Annotated in this window: 17 protein-coding genes; 13 read left to right on the top strand and 4 right to left on the bottom strand. The window is 46.4% G+C overall.

The genetic code is table 11. From position 1 onward, the window contains the following. Positions 1-40: 40 nt before the first annotated feature. Together AC0YNZ_RS21260 and AC0YNZ_RS21255 are read right to left on the bottom strand one after the other, a co-directional pair. On the bottom strand, positions 41-508 hold the full coding sequence (locus tag AC0YNZ_RS21260) for a FixH family protein (protein WP_475828499.1): 468 nt from the start codon (positions 506-508) through the stop codon (positions 41-43). A gap of 32 nt (positions 509-540) precedes the next feature. After that, complete coding sequence (locus tag AC0YNZ_RS21255) at positions 541-1,926, bottom strand: PepSY-associated TM helix domain-containing protein (protein ID WP_475828498.1); 1,386 nt, start codon at positions 1,924-1,926, stop codon at positions 541-543. 233 nt (positions 1,927-2,159) lie between these two features. On the opposite strand from AC0YNZ_RS21255, the gene AC0YNZ_RS21250 reads away from it, so the two are divergent. The 9 genes from AC0YNZ_RS21250 (at position 2,160) to AC0YNZ_RS21210 (ending at position 10,709) form a co-directional block, all read left to right on the top strand. Further along, on the top strand, positions 2,160-3,005 hold the full coding sequence (locus AC0YNZ_RS21250) for a metallophosphoesterase family protein (protein ID WP_475828497.1): 846 nt from the start codon (positions 2,160-2,162) through the stop codon (positions 3,003-3,005). A gap of 18 nt (positions 3,006-3,023) precedes the next feature. Next, on the top strand, positions 3,024-3,653 hold the full coding sequence (locus AC0YNZ_RS21245; protein WP_475828496.1) for a glycerol-3-phosphate responsive antiterminator: 630 nt from the start codon (positions 3,024-3,026) through the stop codon (positions 3,651-3,653). Between the two features lie 216 nt (positions 3,654-3,869). After that, positions 3,870-5,198 carry an ABC transporter substrate-binding protein gene (locus AC0YNZ_RS21240; RefSeq protein ID WP_475828495.1) on the top strand — a complete coding sequence of 443 codons (1,329 nt, stop codon included), beginning with the start codon at positions 3,870-3,872 and terminating at the stop codon, positions 5,196-5,198. 94 nt (positions 5,199-5,292) lie between these two features. Beyond that, positions 5,293-6,204, top strand: coding sequence for an HAD family hydrolase (locus AC0YNZ_RS21235; RefSeq protein ID WP_475828494.1), 912 nt, complete (start codon positions 5,293-5,295; stop codon positions 6,202-6,204). Beyond that, positions 6,158-7,228, top strand: a complete 1,071-nt coding sequence (locus AC0YNZ_RS21230) for an ABC transporter ATP-binding protein (RefSeq protein ID WP_475828493.1) — start codon at positions 6,158-6,160, stop codon at positions 7,226-7,228. The genes AC0YNZ_RS21235 and AC0YNZ_RS21230 overlap by 47 nt, the downstream gene beginning before the upstream one ends. A gap of 1 nt (position 7,229) precedes the next feature. Beyond that, on the top strand, positions 7,230-8,102 hold the full coding sequence (locus AC0YNZ_RS21225; protein WP_475828492.1) for a carbohydrate ABC transporter permease: 873 nt from the start codon (positions 7,230-7,232) through the stop codon (positions 8,100-8,102). Between the two features lie 105 nt (positions 8,103-8,207). After that, positions 8,208-9,038 (top strand): carbohydrate ABC transporter permease, encoded by an 831-nt coding sequence (locus tag AC0YNZ_RS21220; protein ID WP_475828525.1) that lies wholly within the window; start codon positions 8,208-8,210, stop codon positions 9,036-9,038. A gap of 23 nt (positions 9,039-9,061) precedes the next feature. Further along, the gene (locus tag AC0YNZ_RS21215; RefSeq protein ID WP_475828491.1) at positions 9,062-9,802 is read left to right on the top strand and encodes a glycerophosphodiester phosphodiesterase; all 741 of its coding nucleotides are present in this window, start codon (positions 9,062-9,064) and stop codon (positions 9,800-9,802) included. A 28-nt stretch (positions 9,803-9,830) separates the two neighbouring features. After that, complete coding sequence (locus tag AC0YNZ_RS21210) at positions 9,831-10,709, top strand: glycerophosphodiester phosphodiesterase (protein ID WP_475828490.1); 879 nt, start codon at positions 9,831-9,833, stop codon at positions 10,707-10,709. A gap of 512 nt (positions 10,710-11,221) precedes the next feature. Here the strand turns inward: AC0YNZ_RS21210 and AC0YNZ_RS21205 are convergent. Further along, on the bottom strand, positions 11,222-11,545 hold the full coding sequence (locus AC0YNZ_RS21205; RefSeq protein ID WP_475828489.1) for a Ger(x)C family spore germination C-terminal domain-containing protein: 324 nt from the start codon (positions 11,543-11,545) through the stop codon (positions 11,222-11,224). Continuing rightward, positions 11,520-12,074: a GerAB/ArcD/ProY family transporter gene (locus AC0YNZ_RS21200; protein ID WP_475828488.1), complete on the bottom strand. Its 555-nt coding sequence runs from the start codon at positions 12,072-12,074 to the stop codon at positions 11,520-11,522. Before AC0YNZ_RS21200 ends, AC0YNZ_RS21205 begins: the two co-directional genes overlap by 26 nt. Before the next feature lie 277 nt (positions 12,075-12,351). On the opposite strand from AC0YNZ_RS21200, the gene AC0YNZ_RS21195 reads away from it, so the two are divergent. The 4 genes from AC0YNZ_RS21195 to AC0YNZ_RS21180 all read left to right on the top strand — a co-directional run bounded on the left by AC0YNZ_RS21195 (position 12,352) and on the right by AC0YNZ_RS21180 (position 19,734). Further along, positions 12,352-14,139 carry a cache domain-containing sensor histidine kinase gene (locus AC0YNZ_RS21195; RefSeq protein ID WP_475828487.1) on the top strand — a complete coding sequence of 596 codons (1,788 nt, stop codon included), beginning with the start codon at positions 12,352-12,354 and terminating at the stop codon, positions 14,137-14,139. Beyond that, positions 14,117-15,316, top strand: coding sequence for a response regulator transcription factor (locus tag AC0YNZ_RS21190; protein ID WP_475828486.1), 1,200 nt, complete (start codon positions 14,117-14,119; stop codon positions 15,314-15,316). The genes AC0YNZ_RS21195 and AC0YNZ_RS21190 overlap by 23 nt, the downstream gene beginning before the upstream one ends. 19 nt (positions 15,317-15,335) lie before the next feature. Continuing rightward, positions 15,336-16,577, top strand: coding sequence for an ABC transporter substrate-binding protein (locus AC0YNZ_RS21185; protein WP_475828524.1), 1,242 nt, complete (start codon positions 15,336-15,338; stop codon positions 16,575-16,577). Between the two features lie 535 nt (positions 16,578-17,112). Further along, positions 17,113-19,734: a glycoside hydrolase family 31 protein gene (locus AC0YNZ_RS21180; RefSeq protein ID WP_475828485.1), complete on the top strand. Its 2,622-nt coding sequence runs from the start codon at positions 17,113-17,115 to the stop codon at positions 19,732-19,734. The last annotated feature ends 34 nt before the right edge of the window (positions 19,735-19,768 follow it).

The raw sequence follows: 19,768 nt of genomic DNA, 5'->3' as shown, positions 1-19,768 counted from the left end.
CCTCGTTGAACTATCTATGAAGTTTAAGTCGCATCTTCTTTTAATGATGCTGGCTGTGATCTTGCTGTTTATCTTGAGAACCCTTTTGAAGGGAGTCCAGCTGTTCTTTTGAAATTTCGCCTGCGATGAATTGCTTCGTTGGCATGACATTGGAACCATTGGCACCGGCATGCACTTTCACATAATAAAGCCCTGGTTGATCGAACGTTTTTTCTACACTGTACACACCGTTCCCATCACTAGCTGCGGAAATAGATTCGTTTTGATTGGAGCTGTTGTTCCAAAACATAAAGTGAACATAGTCAGCAGCGTCAACCGTTTTACCGCCTTGGCTGATACGCGCTTTAAATAAATGAGGTTTATTTAATGGAACGGTTTCAGGCAATATCACTTCGATTTCAAGAGCATTTTCGTGCTTATAGAGGCTGCTTGCCTCTTTATCTACCGAACATGCGGTTAAGCATATGCTGATGAGCAGGATAGAGAGAAGCTGTACATAATTTTTCACTCGGTTTTACCGCCTTTCCTTCATTTCTTTAATCATGCGTTCAAATATTTTTTGATAACCGGAACTCTTTGGATAATCAGAAAATCAAGCAAATAAACGACGATGAGAGACATCCCTACCAAAGGAAACAAGGCGCCAAATAGGATCAGGATGATGACCAAGCCCTTCATTTTCTTCAGGTCTGGCGCCTTTCGCGCTCCTAAATGATCGCTTGGCTTACGTTTCCACCACAATATAAAACCGCTGACAACGACGCCTATAATTCCTATACAAACAACAAGATTAATGAGTTGGTTGGCTAATCCGTACTCTAATCCTTTATGCACGGTGATCCCCCAAGCCATCATCTTCCCAATCGTCTTATAATTATCATACCGGTAATCGGCTAATACGGCTCCCGTATATTGATCGATGTGCACAGTTCCTTCGTCTTTTGCTTTGGGCGGAAACACAGATAGTGTAAATACTCCATCTGCTTTTTTAGGGAAAATTACCGTATAACTCGGGTAAATGTTTAGATTGTTCGCAATCGATACAACATCATCAATGGATACTGGTATGTATCCTTGGATTTTCGAAGCAGGGACTTCCAAATTTTGAGCTGCCCATGGGACATCGGCAATTTCTTTTGTCTTTACCGTGGTGGAAGGCGCACTGCCTACCCAGATGGAAGGAGGATATCCCACTCCTGCATTCGTAGCGATATGCTGCACCTTATTCCCCCAAAACCCGGACCAAAGCAAGCCTGTTATTACTAAAAAAAGCATGCCTGCCGATACCCAAAACGCCGGAACTGCATGCAGGTCTCTAATGAGCGTTTTTTTCCCGCCTGTCAATCTGGGAATAATGACTCCAAAGAGCTTTCTTTTTTCTTTCGGAAACCATAAATAAATGCCTGTAACGATTAAGATGATGGACCAGCAGGCGGCTAATTCGACAATTCTGTCACCTGTTTTCCCTAACGTCAATTCACCGTGAAATTCTTCAATTTTATCCATCAAACGGTCTTTATCGTTGAGTTCACCAATGATATTTCCTGTATAAGGGTTAACAAAGATAGTTATACTCTCGTCATCCCAATTAATTTTAACTTCTGCTGAACGCGAAGCTTCTTCCCCGGGACGATATTTTGTTACTTTTGCCTCAGGGTATTTATGCAATACGTTCTCAATTTGTTTGGAAGCAGTTATTTTTTCGGTTTGTGCTTCAACATGGTAATAATCATGATACATCCAATTTTCAATCTGAGGTTTAAATAAATAAACCGATCCTGTAACAGCTAGAATCAAAATAAAGGGCGCGAAAATAAGTCCGGCATAAAAATGCCATCTCCATACCGCTTGATAAAATGAAGGTTTTCTCTCTTTCAAATCCGATGATTTATCTTGTAAATCATTGTCCTTATTGTTATTTATCATTCTGCTAACTCCTGTCTGCTGACCTGCTCTGCGATTGATTACAGTCGGTAATAGTTTTAAAAATACAGTTCATTATACAACGTCTTTCCTGCAACGTAATGACTCTTTCGGGCTATCATGCCGTGGACTCGTCCCCCTTTACAAAAACTACTTCCCCGTTTAACGGACACACAATACTTGGCCTATACCATGAAGGAGGGAAGAACAAATTTGGATAGGCCGGGAGGAGAATAATGATGAGATTAGTTCTGATGGGAGATTTGCATTATCACGAAATCGATAAATCGGTTCCGGGATTGCTGGAGGCGCGGACTGCTTTCTATCACACCTTGCTGGGACGTTTTTTGGATATGGATGCCGATTTGCATATATCGCTCGGAGACCTTACGAATTTTGGATCGTCGATCGAGCTGCAGGAGGTTTACGAGCTGCTGCAGCGTGAGGATAGAACATTTATCCATGTGCTGGGCAACCATGATCTCTATTGGCAGACAAGAAGGGAAGTGCTGGAGATTACGGGCCAGCAGCGTTATCACGCAGTTGACACCGAGACCGCGATGCTTATGTTTCTCGACACAGCCAAAGAGATGGACTTCGAAGACTGGGGCGGCTGGCTCGACGGCGAACAGCTGCAGTGGCTGGAAGGGATGGTCGAGGCATCCGGATCGAAGCCGCTGCTCGTCTTCGGCCACCATCCTGTCTATAACACAACGGCAAGATCGGAGCGGGAGAAAGGCTCGATCCATCCGAGCATCGACATGTGGCGCATTTTGAACCGGAAAAAAGGGGTAGGCGTCTATTTCAACGGTCACACGCATGTGGATTCGATCGTTGCGCAGAACAACTGGACCTTCGTACAGTTATCCGCCTGTTTGGATCAGCACGGCTTCCGGGTCGTTGAATTCGCCCAAGATGAGATCCGAATTTCTGCCGTAGATCTTACGGACGCGGACGTTCTGGAGAACGCCCCTATGCTGCATCATCATATGGTGCATTTCAGCCATAACCCTGATGCCCGGGGGACAGACGCGGATCGCGAGCTAGTTATCTCATTGCTAACCGCTGCACAGCCGAAATAATAGGAGGAGGCGGCAGAGATGAAGAACCCAATGAACCATGACGCCTTTTTCAAAGGGCTCTCCACGCACAGAAGGATCGCTTCCATTAAGGATCCGAGACATATCGAAGTCGCTCTATCGCTTCGCAGCCAACTAAGCGGCATCTTTCTGTTAACGGGCCACATCGGAGTCGTAAAGGGTTATGTCGACGTGTTCAAGGAGCATCAGCTGCCTGTCTTCCTGCATCTCGATAAGATTGGCGGCCTCAGCACGGACAACTACGGTCTCGAATATTTGGCGAAGGTCATCAAGCCGACCGGCATTATTTCGACGAAAACCAATGTGGTGAAAACCGCGAAGAAAATGGATTTAATCACCATACAACGCTTCTTCCTCGTCGACACCGAAGGGCTGGACAATATCGCCAAGAGCCTTTGCCAGATCGAGCCTGACATCATCGAAGTGATGCCTGCCCGCATTCCAGACATGATCGGCAAGGTGAAAGCATTCACTTCGATCCCTATTATTACCGGCGGCTTATTGTATGAGCAAAGCCATGCGGAGGAATGTTTGAAATTTGGCGCTACGGCTATCTCATCGTCTAGGCCTGAGCTGTGGAGAAGCACGGAGCCGCTCCCGGACAAGAAGAAAGTCCGGCAAATCATATAAGTCTGACGCATGCGGGCAAATTCATATAATCTTTGCAACCCGATAACACAGCGTTAATAGTCGCGGCGTATCATTCATTATGAAAAGTAAATAGCAATCGGTTGGAGCATTGGAGAAACCTTATCCGCTGCGGACGCTTATGTCTGCGGCAGGATTAAGGTTTCTTTTTTATGCTGCCGGCCTATTCCAAACAAAGAAAAGGTGGAGGATTGGACAATGGTTAAGAAGCTTACTGCACTCTCGCTGGCGATTTTCATGGTGGTGGTATTGGCGGCTTGCGGAGCGAACGGCACGAATGGCAGTACAGGCAATGCAAACAGCGGGGCGAATGCGGCGAGCACGGATTCCGCACCGTCCGAGAAAATCGTCATTAAGTACTGGTACGCGTTCGGCGACAAAATTGAGGAAGCGAAGCTGCATATGGTCAAGGGCTTCAACGAATCGCAGGACAAAATCGAAGTGATTGCAGAGCACCAAGGCGGCTACGACGATCTTCATGCCAAAGTGCAGGCGGCGTTCGCAGCGGGAGACGCTCCTGCGGTAAGCGACCTGGAAATCGCGTCAACCGGCGTATTTGCCCGTTCCGGCATGCTGCAAGAGCTGACGGCTTACGCGGAGCGGGACAAGGATCAGCTTCAGCTTGAAGATTTCAATCCCGGCTTAATGGGGAACGCCTACGTGGACGATAAGCTGTTTGGCCTTCCTTTCATGCGAAGCACACCGATTTTATATAAAAATGTCACGATGCTGAAAGACGCCGGCCTCGATCCGGAAGGTCCGAAGACATGGGATGAGCTGGAACAGTATTCCCGCGTTTTGAAGGAGAAAGGGAAGGTCGGCATGACGGTGCCTGCCGACATCTGGTTCTATGAAGCGCTGGTTGCCCAAAGCGGCGGTCAAATGCTGAGCGATGACGGCAAATCGGCTGCATTCAATACGCCGGAAGGCGTGGCCCCGGTAGAGTTCTGGAAGAAATTAGTCAGTGAGGGTCTTATCAAAATACCTGTAGGCGACGAAGCGGGAGCAACCGCGGATAAAGACTGGGCGAATCAAATGTCGGCCTTTAAGTTCGCCTCCACCGCAGGCGTAACCGGAAGTCTGGAAATCGCGAAGGGCAACGGCTTTGAATTGGCAACCGCGTTCATGCCCGCTAACGTAAGCTACGGCGTTCCAACCGGCGGCTGCCAGCTAGTCATGACGTCCAAAAGCACGGATGAAGAGAAAGATGCGGCATGGGAGTTTATTAAATGGATGACTTCCAAGGAAAATACGATCTACCAGCACAAGCATGTCGGCTACTTGCCAACCCGTCTATCCGCCGTGGAGAGCGAAGAGCTGAAGACGCATTTTGCAGAGCACCCGCAGTTCAAGGTTGCCGTGGATCAGTTGGAATATGCGAGACCGCGTCCAATGGAGAACGCTTATCCGGAAGTGACCAAGATCGTTAAGGAAGCGATCGAGAAGGCTATTCTCGATCCAAAAACGACCCCGCAGGACGCGTTAAATGCAGCGGCGGAGAAAGCCGACAAGCTTCTTAGCAAGTAATAAAGCTTCGTACCGGCAACTGTTCAGTCGGGAGAAGGCTTCCGGTCCGGGAGTCCTCTCCATCTAAATCATAAGAGCTGAGAGGTTAAACCATATGTTCAACGTGAATGGGTTGTCTGCGATTAAAGTTATTATTTTCGACATGGACGGTACGCTGTACCAGGAAGATTCGTTTATGGAGCGGTACATCCGTTACCTGCTGGAGGGAACGGCGCACGAGGGAGAGACCGAGGCTGCCGTTAGCACTGGAAGAGCTATTCTAACGGGGGAGCATTCCTTCCGATTCGGCCATTTCTATCATACGCAGGATGATGTGGCGCTGGTGCGGCATGAGGAAAGCTTCGTTCAAGGCTTCTCGTGGGACGGGAACGCGATCGATGAAAGGGTCCGCTCATATGGACCGTTATCGTCCGAGGCTGCTCATCTGATTCATATCGGCGATCCGTGGGGAATTGCGGCGGTCGTCAGTCACAAATACAAGCTTCCTGAAGGGAAAAGGCAATCGGCGTTCGAGAGGGTCCGCAAAGAGATGGTTGCTGCGCCTTATCATTTCGAATTCCGCAGCGAGTTGTTTCAGGCCATTGAGGAGCTTACTGCCGTTGACCGGAAGATTCTCATGACGAATACGTATTTGGAGTCGGGAATCGAGTTTCTGAATTACATGCAGATTCGCCATTTGTTCGCAGAAGTGTATTGCGGCGCGGAGAAACCGCTTGGCTTGCGTTATTATTTCACGAAGCTGCTGGGGCAGGGGTATCGGCCGCATGAAATTTTGTCGATCGGCGATAACCCGTGGAATGATCTGCATCCGGTCAAGCGGCTGGGCGGCAAAACCTGCTTTATTTCCCCTTATTCAAGCAGTGATCCGGAGGTTTGGGATTTGCGGCTAACGACTCTGGATGAGCTGGAGCAGCTCGTGCGTGCGATTCAGGAATCCATTACAAGGAGGAGCATAACGGATGGCGAAGATCGAGCTGAAGCATATAAGCAAGAAATTCAAAGATGAAACCGTCATTGAAGACTTGAATTTAACGATCAAGGACGGGTCGTTCACCGTTCTTGTCGGACCTTCGGGCTGCGGCAAATCGACGACGCTCCGCATGGTAGCCGGGCTTGAGAAGCAGACTGGCGGAGAAATATGGATCGACGACAAATGCGTGAACGATACGCCGCCCGGGCTGCGGGACGTAGCGATGGTTTTTCAGAACTATGCCCTGTATCCGACGATGACCGTTCGCGGCAATATCGAGTTCGGCCTGAAGAACCGAGGCGTTGCGAGAAACGAGCGCGAGAAGCTGGTGAAGGACATTTCGGAGATTGTCGGGTTAACGCCGCATCTGGATAAGAAGCCGCAGAACCTGTCCGGAGGACAGCGTCAACGGGTGGCCCTGGCGCGTGCGATGGTGAAGCAGCCGAAGGTGTTCATTCTCGACGAGCCCTTGTCCAATCTGGACGCCAAACTGCGGAATCAGATGAGAACGGAGCTGATTCAGCTTCACAAGCGGCTGGGAACGACCTTTGTCTATGTGACGCATGATCAGGTGGAAGCCATGTCCATGGGGGATGAGATCGTCGTAATGAATAAGGGAGTCATTCAGCAGGCGGATTCCCCGATGAAGCTCTATCACGATCCGGCAAATTTGTTTACCGCTGAGTTTATTGGGACCCCGGCAATGAACATGATGAATATGAGGGATGTGCAAGGACTGGATATTCAGACGGCCGCCGGCATCGGTCACGTAGGGTTCCGTCCGGAGCAAGCGATCATTAACGCAAGCGCGGATATCGAAGGTTACGCCATAGAAGGCAGCATCCTAACCCGCGAGAGCCTGGGGGCGGAAAGCATTTATCAGATTCAGTCGCGGACCGGCGTGTTTTTTGTCAAAACGTTTCTTGCGCCTTTAGAGACCGCCGATCGCGTGAAGGTTACGATTCCGTATGACCAACTCTATTATTTCGGGCTGAGCGGGGAAAGGCTGCGCGGCATCGGGGCAAGCACGAAGCGCCTTGCCGCAGCCGGAGGGCACTGATATGTCAGGATGGGAGAAGCTGCGTCCGTACGGGATGGTAGCCCCGGCCATAATCATCTTCTCATTGTTCTTTATTTATCCGATCTTTTACATGATTTATTTAAGCATGTTCGACTGGAACTTTGTCAGCCCGACCAAAACGTTCGTCGGCCTTCAGAATTTTAAAGATCTTCTGACGGAGCCGGATTTCCGGCAGGTGTTATCTAATACGACGATCTATACCGTATTGACGGTGACGTTAACGACGGGGCTTGCTTTACTGCTTGCGCTGTGGCTGAACAGAAAGAGCTTCTTCCACGGCTTCGTGCAGGGCGCCATCTTCAGTCCGCACATTATTTCCCTCGTGTCCATCTCGCTGCTGTGGAGCTGGCTGATGGATCCCGAGTATGGGCTGCTGAACTGGGTGATCGGCCTGCTTGGCTTCGGCAAGCTGGAATGGCTGTCCCATCCGAGCACGTCGCTGATTTCGCTGGTCGTTGTCGCCGTGTGGAAAGGGCTCGGATACAACGCCCTTGTGTTTATCGCCGGCCTGCAGAGCATCCCGGCCGATATTTACGAAGCGGCTTCGCTGGACCGGTCGAAGCCTTGGACGACCTTCATGAAGCTGATTCTGCCGATGCTTTCGCCGACGATCTTCTTCCTCGTGATCATCAACATGATCGGATCGTTCCAAGTATTTGAGACCATCGCGATCATGACGCAGGGAGGCCCGGTCAATTCGACCAACACGCTGGTGTATTACATCTACGAGTATGGATTCCGTTTCTTCAAGATCGGCTATGCCTCCGCTGCGGGTGTCATCCTGCTGGTCATTGTAGGAATATTAACGATGATTTACTTCAAATTGCTGTCGAATCGCGTTCATTACCGTTAGAAAGAGGTGAAGCTGTTGAAAGCTGCAAACAATACGATCGGCGGAACTCCAATCGGGTCTGCTGCCGAAGACAAGTGGACGATTTCGCGCAGTAAACCGGCGATTTTGCGCAAAGCGCTAAGGATTGCATTCGCCACATTAAATGCAGCCGGTCTGCTTACGCTGGTAATCATCTTCGCCATGCCGTTCGTCTGGATGATTTCCACATCGCTCAAGACGCTGCCGGAGACGATGATTTTCCCGCCGGAATGGATTCCGAAAAATCCTGTTTGGCAAAATTACGCCGACGCCTGGAACACGGGGCCGTTTCTAAGCTATTTCATAAACAGTATCGTGATCGCAGTCGGCATACTTATCCTGCAGATGCTGACGATTATTCCGGCTTCCTATGCTTTTGCAAGATACAAGTTCAAAGGCTCAAGTTTTCTGTTCGGCATCGTTATGGTGACGCTGATGATTCCGGCGCAGTTAATCTTTCTTCCCGTCTACCTGGAGCTGAGCGCCTTCAAGCTGCTTAATACGCATCTCGGCCTCATTCTGCCCTTTGCGTCGAGCGCCTTCGGCATCTTCCTGCTGCGGCAGGCGTTCATGCAAATCTCGGATGAATTGCTTGAAGCGGCGCGGCTCGATCAGGCGGCGGAGTGGAAAATCATCGTCCAGATCATGGTGCCAATGGTGAAGCCGGTGCTCGTCACCTTCGCCTTGTTCAGCTTCATTGCCCATTGGAATGACTACTTCTGGCCGCTCGTCATGACGACGAATGAAACGGCGCGAACGCTGCCGCTTGGCATCGCGAAGATTAGAGAAGTGGAAGGTGTCGCGACATGGAATATTCTAATGGCCGGCAACCTGATTCTGGTGGCACCGATTCTTGCCGTATTTTTCATGTCGCAGCGTCAAATTATTAAAGCATTCGTGTATAACGGCGTTAAATAAAAGAACGGAAGGACTGAGACACTATGATTACAATCGTTGCTCACCGCGGATGGTCGGGAGAAGCGCCCGAGAATACAATTGCAGCTTTCGAGCTGGCTTTGACTGAACCGGATATTGCCATTATCGAACTCGACGTGCATCTATCGAAGGACGGAGTTCCTGTCGTCATCCATGATCATATGCTGGACCGGACGACGAACGGTACAGGACCGGTCAAAGCGCATACGCTCCAGGAATTGCGGCGATTGGATGCAGGCAGCTGGTTCGCTCCGCAATTCGCGGAAGAGAGGATTCCGACGCTGGAGGAAGTGCTGGAGCTCGCGAAGGGACGCTGCATGCTGCATGTGGAGCTGAAGACGATGGGCGATGAGTATGAAGGAATTGAGGAGAAAGTAATTGCGATCATTCATCGCCACGGCATGAAGGACGAGGTCGTTCTCTCCTCCTTCGACCATGATTCTATGAAGCGGGCGAACGAGATTGATCCGTCCATCCGGACGGGACTGATCTTCATGGGTAAACCGATGCTGCTCGCTGAACAGCTGCGGTATGCGGGCGCGGCGAGCGTATCTATGCATTATGCTTTCGTTACGCGCGAAGTGGTGAATGAGATGGCTGAGATTGGGATCGACATGGGCGTGTGGACAGTCGATGACCCGGACATTCTAGCCGGCATCATCGAGCAATATCCCGATATGCGCATTACGACGAACTATCCGGACCGCGTGCTCCGAATTGTGAGGCAAGATCGCGTAATCTTTTAAGTCGGCGATTCAGTCAGGAAGGGGTGGAATGATGGCAAACCGAAAAGCAACTTATGTATGGCTTCGTGCCGGAATGCTCTTGTTGATCCTATGCGGCGCGGCGTTAACCGTGTCCGCCTTTAGCCGCTATGCGGCGGAAGAACCTCTGATCATCGCGCATCGCGGGGCATCAGGGTACGCTCCCGAGAATACGATGGCAGCCTTCGGGCTGGCCGAGCGGCTTGGCGCCGACTTCATCGAATTCGATGTGCGGATGAGCAAGGACGGAGAGCTCGTCATCATCCACGACGAAACGGTGGACCGGACCACGAATTTTACAGGTAATGTACGCCAGTTTACGCTGCGGGAGCTCCAAGGCATGGATGCGGCTAGTCACTTCCACCCCTTATATGCAGAGCAGCCTATCGCAACGCTTTCCGAAGTGATGAACCGTTTTGCCGGAAAAATCGGCATGCTCATCGAGATTAAGGATCCGCGCGCTTATCCGGGTATTGAAGAGAAGGTAGCTGAGGTTGTACGCCGGTATGGGATTCATCAAGATAGGGCCGGCACCCTAAATATTGCAAATAATCAAGCTATCGGAGCTTCTGAAGACAGCGCAGGCATCATCATTCAATCCTTCGACTTCGCATCGGCGCGCCGTATTCACGCCTTGCTGCCGGGCATTCCTGTCGCCGTACTTATCCATGCGAATCAGCACCCGCTGACTGATAAAACGCTGGATGAACTAGCTTCTTACGCGGCATATATTAACTACAGCCATGATCTTCTTAATAAGGAGATCGTCCAGAAGATCCATGACCGGAACCGCAAAGTGATGGCATGGACATTGCGGAAGGAGCGGGATATGGAGCGGGTGAAGAGGCTTGGGGTAGATGGGATAATAACGGATTATCCGGGTGTCTAAATTATAAATAAGGTACAAGGGCAGAAAACTTTGTAAGTAAAAAGACCGGCATTTTAAATAAATGCCAGTCTTTTTTTGTCGGCTCACTTTTTCTTGAAATTTTATTTTTTCGTTTTTTTCGAACCAGCGACCTCGGAGTCTTTGTTATTTCCAGGGCTTGTTTTTGTTGGGGTGTTGTTATTTCGAGACATCATCTTATCCTCCTCTTTTTCAATTCAAATTCCATTGTGCCCCGTACTTCATTTAAATATGTAGAAGAGAAGCGGCTGAGCTTGTTCATCGGTATGAGCACCTTCAAGCCTGGCTGAAGCACTAATTTGGTTCATTCGCTGGACTACGCGGATATATGAGAAGCGAACACAATACTCAGTGCTAATCCTATAAACATAAGAAACAAAAAAACGGTCCATTCTTTTTTATCGTTTCTTTTCCGCATCCTTGGGATTTCCCAAGCGATCATTGCTCCGAATATAATAAAGGTTAATATAAGTTGGCCCATCATTTACCCCCGGTTATCTTGTTTCTTTTGTAAGACCGATTCGTTTAACGACAACATTAGACTTAATGGTAACTTTTAAATCCGGAAACGTGATATCCCACTTCTTCTTATATGTCTTATTCCATGCTTTCGGATATGCCTGGTATACTATTCTTCCAAATCCAAATATGTCTGACCGGAATTGCTTTTGCGCTTTATGCAAAGCGATCTGCATCCGCTGTTTAACATCCTCTTCCAGTTTGATTTGCAGAAATTCTAGCTCTTTTGAGTTACTGAGATTGATCTTGGAGGCGTTCTCCAATACAGTCACTTCACAGCGGGAATTCACTTCCATCATTAGTTGGTTTCCTTGAAGATGCGGTATGCAGATAGGGGTCAATAAATGTTCTTCCTATTTCTAGAAACCGAATGAAACTTGTTGCATGTACAATCGACAAAGGGGTAATAACTGCGCCAAGAGCTAGAAGAACAGATTCGATGCTCTTTAACTTAAACAATATAAAGCACCCGATTACGACAACCATGGGCGTTTCCGTTAAAATGGTCGAAACGATAAGCTCGCCGAAATCTCTGCATGCTGTACTGGCAAGATAAGTAAAGTACAAAATATAGATCACAATTAGCGGATAGGATAGATACCTGCCAATAATTTTCGGGAGCATCTGTACCAAAGTATCATTCGGATAATAATCAAATAATTTCGTGTAAACCCACATTAAGATTAGACCGCCGAACATAGCGACTAGAATAGCCAGCCACGCATCCTGCTTTGCCCCTGCTCCCGTCGCGAAAATGACGGTATTCCCGATTTCAAATCCAATCATGATATAAAAGAGCTGAAGACCGCTTATTTTTTCCAGTTTCATTGTCGTCTCCCTGCCAAGCAAGTGTACATGAAAATGCCGATCAAATAGTCCATACACGGTTTCTATATTTTCCCGTTGGAGGTGAAGTTATGCATTGCGTGGGAGTTGGGAGCAGCATGGACATAGGTTATTAAAGGGCCGGAGCGATAAAATGAGGGTTCATCGGGCACAGATTCCGTTATCCCATTAATATATATACAATTTCCAGTGACTCTGTCATCGCATCCATGTTATAAAATAGACACTGATGGAAACCAAAGAAAGGAATATCCATGTCATGAAAAGTATCCGAAACCGCTTATTGGTTATGCTCCTCGTTTGTATTATTGTTCCCTATTTCTTTTCTGTATTGGCCATCTATTTATATACCAAAGAGAAGGTAGAGCGGCACGAATATCGCAATAGCGAGGTGCAGCTTAAAAAGGGCAGTGATGAATTGGGACAATATTTGCAGGATATGGCGAACTTACCGTATATCTTATACCTCAATTCCAATTTAATTAGAATATTCGAAAGAGGCTTTGAGAAAGAAATTTACTTGAATCAGCTTGAAGTTGACAAATCATTTCAATCCTTTTATTTGATGCGCAAAGAAATTCGCCAAGTCCGGTTTTTTATCGCCAAAGGGAATGATACTTTCACCGTTTACGATGCCAAGGTGAGTGCCCGTAAGCAGCGCCCTGATTTAGCGGGAACTCTTCCGATTCAAAACCTGATTCAATCCGACTCTAATTATTTAATCGAGCCTCCGCATTTGATCAAAAATTATCAAGGTTCCGCCGTTATGCCATCGTCTGATCGGACAATGGTAATGACGATTCATTATAAAATTAAAAATATACTGTCGAACGAATTTCTGGGTGTCGTTACGATGGATATCGATTTGAGCAGGATTTCCACAATATGCAGTCGTTTTCTTAAGGAAGGCGAGTTGGTTTTGTTTACGAATGAGGATGGCATCGTCGTATATGCATCCGATCCAACGCTGATAGGAAAACCTTTGAAAACATATTCGGAAAGGTCTTCCGCCAATGGAAGATCGGGCGATATTACGATGTCAAAACCACTTCCCAATGAGTTTGGAGATTGGCATTTGGTCAAAGTGACTTCGAGCGATTACTTATATCGCGATGTCCGGCAAACGGCGTATATCAGTGCCTTCTTCGGTGTTGGCGTCCTCATCTTGGGCCTTATTATGATCAGTTTTATTTCCAATAAGATCTCTCGTCCTATTAAGTTATTAAGCCATAAAGTCCGGAAAATTGAAGGAGGATACACTAATATCCAGTTTAATGTAGAGGGACGGGATGAAATCGGTCATTTGGAGAGGCATATCAAGGATATGATAGAACGAATCGACCTGCATATTGATAAGGAATATCGACTGGAGCTTGAAAACAAAAAGAGCCAATACCGGGCGATTCAATCTCAAATTAACCCGCATTTTGTATATAATGCCTTGCAGACCATTGGTACGGTTGCCCTTCGTGCCCAAATTCCGCAAGTTTATCAATTGGTGACTTCCTTATCCAAAATGATGAGGTATACGATTCGAATGGGCAATTGGGCTACGGTTCGCGATGAGGTAGATTATGTGAAAGCTTATCTGGATCTGCAAAAGGAACGATTTAGGGTGGAATTACGCCACTCCATCTCAATGGATGATACTATGATGGACATGTCCGTCCCGGTCATGATATTACAGCCGCTTGTTGAAAATTTCTTCAAGCATTGTTTTGAAGAAGGACATTATGATTCGTTTTTAAACATTCGGGGATGGCTTGAAGAAGGGAATCTGAAGCTCATGGTAGAAAATGACGGTCCCGGTTTATCCAGTGAAGATCTGGATGGATTGAGAAGAAAAATATATGCGGTAGGCAATGACACCGCTTCTTCCAATGACCGGATCGGTCTAAAAAATATTCATGATCGATTAATTTTGAATTACGGTCATCGCGGATGCTTTAAGGTGTATTCGGAACACAGCAAAGGATTTAAAGTTCTGATTACGATTCCAACCCATGCAAAGGAGGAAGAAAATCATGAAAGCTCTTCTTGTGGATGACGAGTTGAATGGACGTGATGCTATTCGATATTTGGGAGAATGGGATCGGCTGGGTGTGTCGGAAATATGGGAAGCTGTTAACGGTGAAGAGGCTCAAACTATTATCGATAGGGAGCGTCCTGAAATTATTTTTGCCGATATCAAAATGCCCAAAGTAAACGGTTTACAACTCTTGGAGAGGTTAAATCAAAAAGCCTATCCGGGAAAAGTGATTATTGTCTCGGGCTACGATGACTATTCTTATATGCGAACAGCCATACAATGCTCAAGCTTTGATTATTTATTGAAGCCCGTTGAATCTAGCGCTTTGAATAAAGTCTTGGAGGGGGCCATTTTGGCCTGGAACAATGATGAGGCTCAGCGGAAAAAGGACTCCGCCGTCGAGCACGAGACAGAAAGGCTGCGTAATAACCAATTGATTACTGCGGTTTTCGAGGGAGAGCCTTGCAATTGGGAGGACCTGGCAATGTGCCTTCCGAAAGCCGATGCGTATGATCTCACCTTGCTCTATTTTTACCATACCCACAGCGCCGACACTTACATTAATCGATTGGCCGACGAACTGATTGCTAAAGATTGGGGTAATGCGTTTGTCCTGCAAACTGACGATCGGATAGGTGTAATGATCAGCTCGCGCGGCTGCACGCTTCGAATAGAGGAATGGATTTCAAACCACTTTGATATTCCGTTACGGCTGGTGAGCGGCGATCGGCTGTTATTCTTAAAAGATCTGCCTATGGCTTATGAATCGGCCAAAAAAGCGTTCAATGCGCAGAATTTCAGAATGATTCATCGTCTAAGCGATATAGAGGACGCTCGGCGAATGCATGACATCGTCGAATATTTGGAAGAACATTATACGGAAGAGCTTTCTTTGGATAAATTGGCCAACCGTTTCTTTCTAAGCCGGGAGCATATATGCCGTCGATTTAAACAAGAACAAGGGATCAACATATCTAATTATTTAATACAATTAAGAATCGAACAAGCCAAACGATGGTTAAGCCAAACGGAAGAAAAAATTTACTCGATCTCAGTAAACCTCGGCTACCAAAACGAAAAGTATTTCTCAAAATTATTTAAAAAAGAAGTGGGCATGACACCGGCTCAATTCCGCGGCCTTTACGGAAAACATAATAAAATGAAAGGAGGGAAAGTGAGTGAAACAGCTCTTTAGAATCATGCTGGCGATGGTGATGACCATATTGCTTGCAGCGTGCGGAGCGATGAAAGAGGAAGAACTTAAAAAAAGTGCCGCCAATGAGAAAATCGTACTGGAAGTGTTAAATCCCAAGGTGGAAATTGACTCCCAGTTTGAGCAACTGGTAAATGCATACGAAAAAGAAAATCCGGGTGTGGAAATTCACATTCGAACTGTCGGCGGGGGCTCGGATGACCGTGCTTTGCTGAAGACTCAATTTGTTCTGGGGAAAGGGCCGGATATTTTTACGAACGGCGGTTATGAAGAAGCAAAACTATGGAAAGAGTACCTGGAAGATTTGTCCGATCAGCCTTGGATCGCAAATGCGTATGAACATGCGTTAGAACCGATGAAAATGAACGGAAAAATTTACGGCATGCCGATGAATTTGGAAGGTTACGGTTTTATATACAATAAAGATTTGTTTGCGAAAGCGGGTATTAAGGAAACGCCGAAAACACTGAGCGAATTGATGAATGTTTCAAAAAAGCTAAGCGCCATGAATATCACTCCATTTGCGATTGGATACGCGGAAACACCGTTCCTGGGTGTCCATATGTTAAACATCGCATTTGCCCATCAGGAAAACCCGGACTCTTTTATTAGAGGGTTAACGGATGGAACGCAAAAAATTAAAGGGAACTCACATTTTAAAGGTTTGCTTCGGCTGCTTGATTTAACGATCCGCTATGGCAATAAAAATCCACTGACTATAGATTACAATACGGAAGTCACCGAATTTGCAAAAGGTAAAACGGCGATGATCCAACAAGGAAACTGGATACAGCCGTTTTTGGACAAAATCTCACCGAATATGAATGTAGGATTTATTCCGATTCCGATTAGTGATGATACATTGAAAAATGATGCATTGCCGATTGGCGTTCCAAACAACTGGGTCGTGAATAAAAAAACAACCAATGAAAAGAAAGCGGAGGCTAAGAAGTTCTTGAATTGGATGGTTTCTTCGGAGCAAGGTAAAAAACTCATGACCGAGCAGTTTAAATTTATTCCCGCCTTTTCCAATATAAAAGTCAAAAATCCGGGTCCGCTTGCCGAAGATCTTATGAAATACGCTAAAGAAGGAAAAACATTATCTTGGTACTGGTTCAAGTACCCACCCGGAGTAAGCGATGATTTTGGTCCTGCCATGCAAGCCTATATCGCTAAACAAATGAACGGGGATCAACTTCTGCAGCAATTCCAAAAGTCGTGGAACAAATATTCGGAAAAATAATTTCAAAAGGGTTGAGAATTTAAATAATTCTCAACTCTTTTTGTTTTTATTGTAAAGTTTATAGTTCGCCGCACATGTTGTTAATCTTTTAAAAGATCAAAAATATATTTTCCTAATAATACCATATTTTTATCCTTCACTGTTTGGAGATGGGGTTCTCTAATTTGGGGCCTATACTTATATTGATGCAATTTTTCCTGCTTGCATAAAGATTGAAATGCTTGCTGCTCTTGACATTGGAGCTCCTGCAAAATGATTTCATTAAATCGATATAGCAGGCAATATCAATATAAATACGGACCATCCCCCCTATTTCTTGCAGCTAATTTTTTGAGTCCATGTCGCTATTGTTGTACATGTGTCAGTTAACTTAACATTAATCATGTAAACGGAATACTGCTAGAACATTCTGACTTGCGGGGGGAGAGAATAAGAGAGGGTATAAGTATTGGGAAGCATGATAAGTCATGCAAATTTTATGTCATTTATCATGTTTTGTTATCACACTCTTATCTATGACAAGGAGAGAAGCTGAATGAAACGAAAACAAATGAAACAAAAACGTATGAAGAAATGGGCACCATTACTATTAGCAACTGCTGTTCTATTCTCAGGTAATTCCGTTCAGGTGTTTGCAGAGGATTTGGTGTTCCCGGTAGAAGCATTCAGGCCGACCGACGATAGGCCTCTGGACAAAAACAATCTGCAAAAAACGATGACAGTGCAAGGCTCCGAGAAGTTGGAAAATGGCGTAAAACTTAATTTAGGCAACCAAGAAGCTTACATTCGGATGCTTACAGCTGATACGGCCAAGGTGTCGCTCTTAAACAAAGGAGATAAAGAATTTACCTCTGTCGGGATCGCTAAAACGAATTGGGCTGCGCCTAAATTCAAAGTGAAGGAAGACGATAAGAGAATCGTCATTACGACTGACAGCTTAACGGTAGATATCAAGAAAATCCCGTTCGGAATCAAATATTTGGATAAAGACGGGAACGTCATTAACGAGGATGGGGAGCAGGGCGTAGGTTACGAAAACGGGAAGCCTTACGTGTTCAAGAAAACCAATAAAAATGAAAACTTTTATGGTTTAGGCGAGAAAACCGACGGCTTGAACAAACGCGGCAAGGAAGAAGGAATCTGGCATCAGGATCCGTTCCCGTATGAGTCGAAATACATTTATCAATCTGTTCCGTTCTTTATCGGTTTGAAAGATAAAAAGGCGTACGGTATTTTGTTCGATAATACGTACCGCACTTATTACAACTTTGCAAAGGAAAGCGACGATTACTATTACTTCTACGCCGATGGCGGAAAACTGACCTATTATTTCTTCAATGGACCGCAAATCAAAGACGTGGTTGACCGATATACCGATTTGACCGGCAAAGTCCCTTTGCCGCCTGAATGGTCTTTGGGCTTCCATCAATCAAGCTGGGCATATTCACAAAACGACATGGAAGAAGTAGCGAACGGGTACCGCGAAAAGAAAATTCCAGCAGATGGATTGTTCTTTGACATCGAATATATGGACGACTATAAAGCCTTTACATGGGGCAAAAAAGTTCCTGACCCTGCCGGACTGGGCAACCGTATGGAAGAGATGGGTTTCCATCAAGTAAATATTTTCGATCCGGCTATCAGGGCCTTGCCGGGCTATAGTGTTTATGAAGAAGGAACCAAAAAAGATCTCTGGGTTAAGAATGCGGACGGCAGCACCTACCTTGGCAAACTTTGGCCTTGGAATCCGTCGGCCCCGCCATCTTCCGTTTATCCGAATTTCATGAAAAAAGAAACTCAGGACTGGTGGTCAATGCAGTATAAACCGTTTTTTGATACAGGCATAGACGGCATTTGGAATGACGTGAACGAACCGGTAAGTTTCATTGCCAAAGATCACTGGACGCTGCCGCTGGATGCTGTACTTGAAGATGATAACGGCGTCAAACATACCCATGAAGAGGTTCACAACATTTACGCACATATGGAGGAAGAAGCGTCTTTCAACGCATTCAAAAAACTCAAACCTAACATCCGTCCGTTTGTGTTGACGCGTGCCGGATATACGGGAACTCAGCGTTACGCCGCAACTTGGACAGGCGATAACCACAGTACATGGGAACATCTCAGAATGTCCATTCCGATGAATGCCAATGTCGGTTTGGCGGGTCACCCCTTTGTCGGAAATGACATCGGCGGATTTACGAAAAATAAACAATTGGGTGAAATCTGTACGCCGGAATTGTTTGCACGCTGGGTTGAGCTTGGTGCCTTCCTGCCGTTCTCCCGTGACCATTACAATAATGACGGTGACAGCCCATCGGTTAAGCAAAATATTAATAGACAAGAACCATGGCAGTTCGGCAAGGAAGTTGAGGATATCAGCCGCAAGTATATTAATATGCGCTATGAACTGATGCCTTACCTGCAAAACGCGTTCAAACAAACTCATGAAACCGGAAATCTGATTCAGCAGCCGCTCGTGTTCCAATTCCAGGATGACCCGAACACTTATAACAACGAAGACCAATTTATGTTCGGCGATTCTCTGATGATTGCACCGGTTGTTCATAAAGACGCAACATCCCGTGACGTTTACCTGCCATCCGGCGTGAAATGGGTGGACTTCTGGACGGGTGAAGAGTTTGATGGCGGCCAAACGATCCATAAAGAAGCCGACCTTGGAACGCTTCCGATCTACGTGAAGCAAGATACGATCGTTCCGCGCCGCGAAGTTCAGCAGTATGCCGGTGAGAAGAAACTGACGAATCTGATTCTCGACACCTATCTGAAGAACGATGCTTCTTACAGCTACTATCAGGATGATGCGACTACAGAGGATTACACGAGAGGCGAATTCAACCTAACCAACTTCCATGTGGAAAACAAAGGAAACCACATTGAATTCGAACAGGACAAAAAAGTTCAAAACTTCGCATCTGACATTCAGTCCTACACGCTGAAGCTTCATAAGTCCGTAGAACCGAAGAAAGTACAAGCTGCTAATAACAAGTACACGAAAGCAGGCAGCATGGAAGAAATGAACGGGCAAGAAAGAGCCTACTACTTCGATGCGAATGAAAATGTGCTTTATATCAAAATCCCGGTAAACGAGAAACACAAAGTGAAAATTCAGGCGAATGTCGGAGTAAACTGATACAGACTGTCGGCCATAGCCAGACCACAAAAAT

It is taken from the genome of Paenibacillus sp. J2L1-98, from assembly GCF_056269405.1.
Note: the sequence above shows the minus strand (reverse complement) of the source record. Positions and strands in the feature narration are given on the sequence as shown.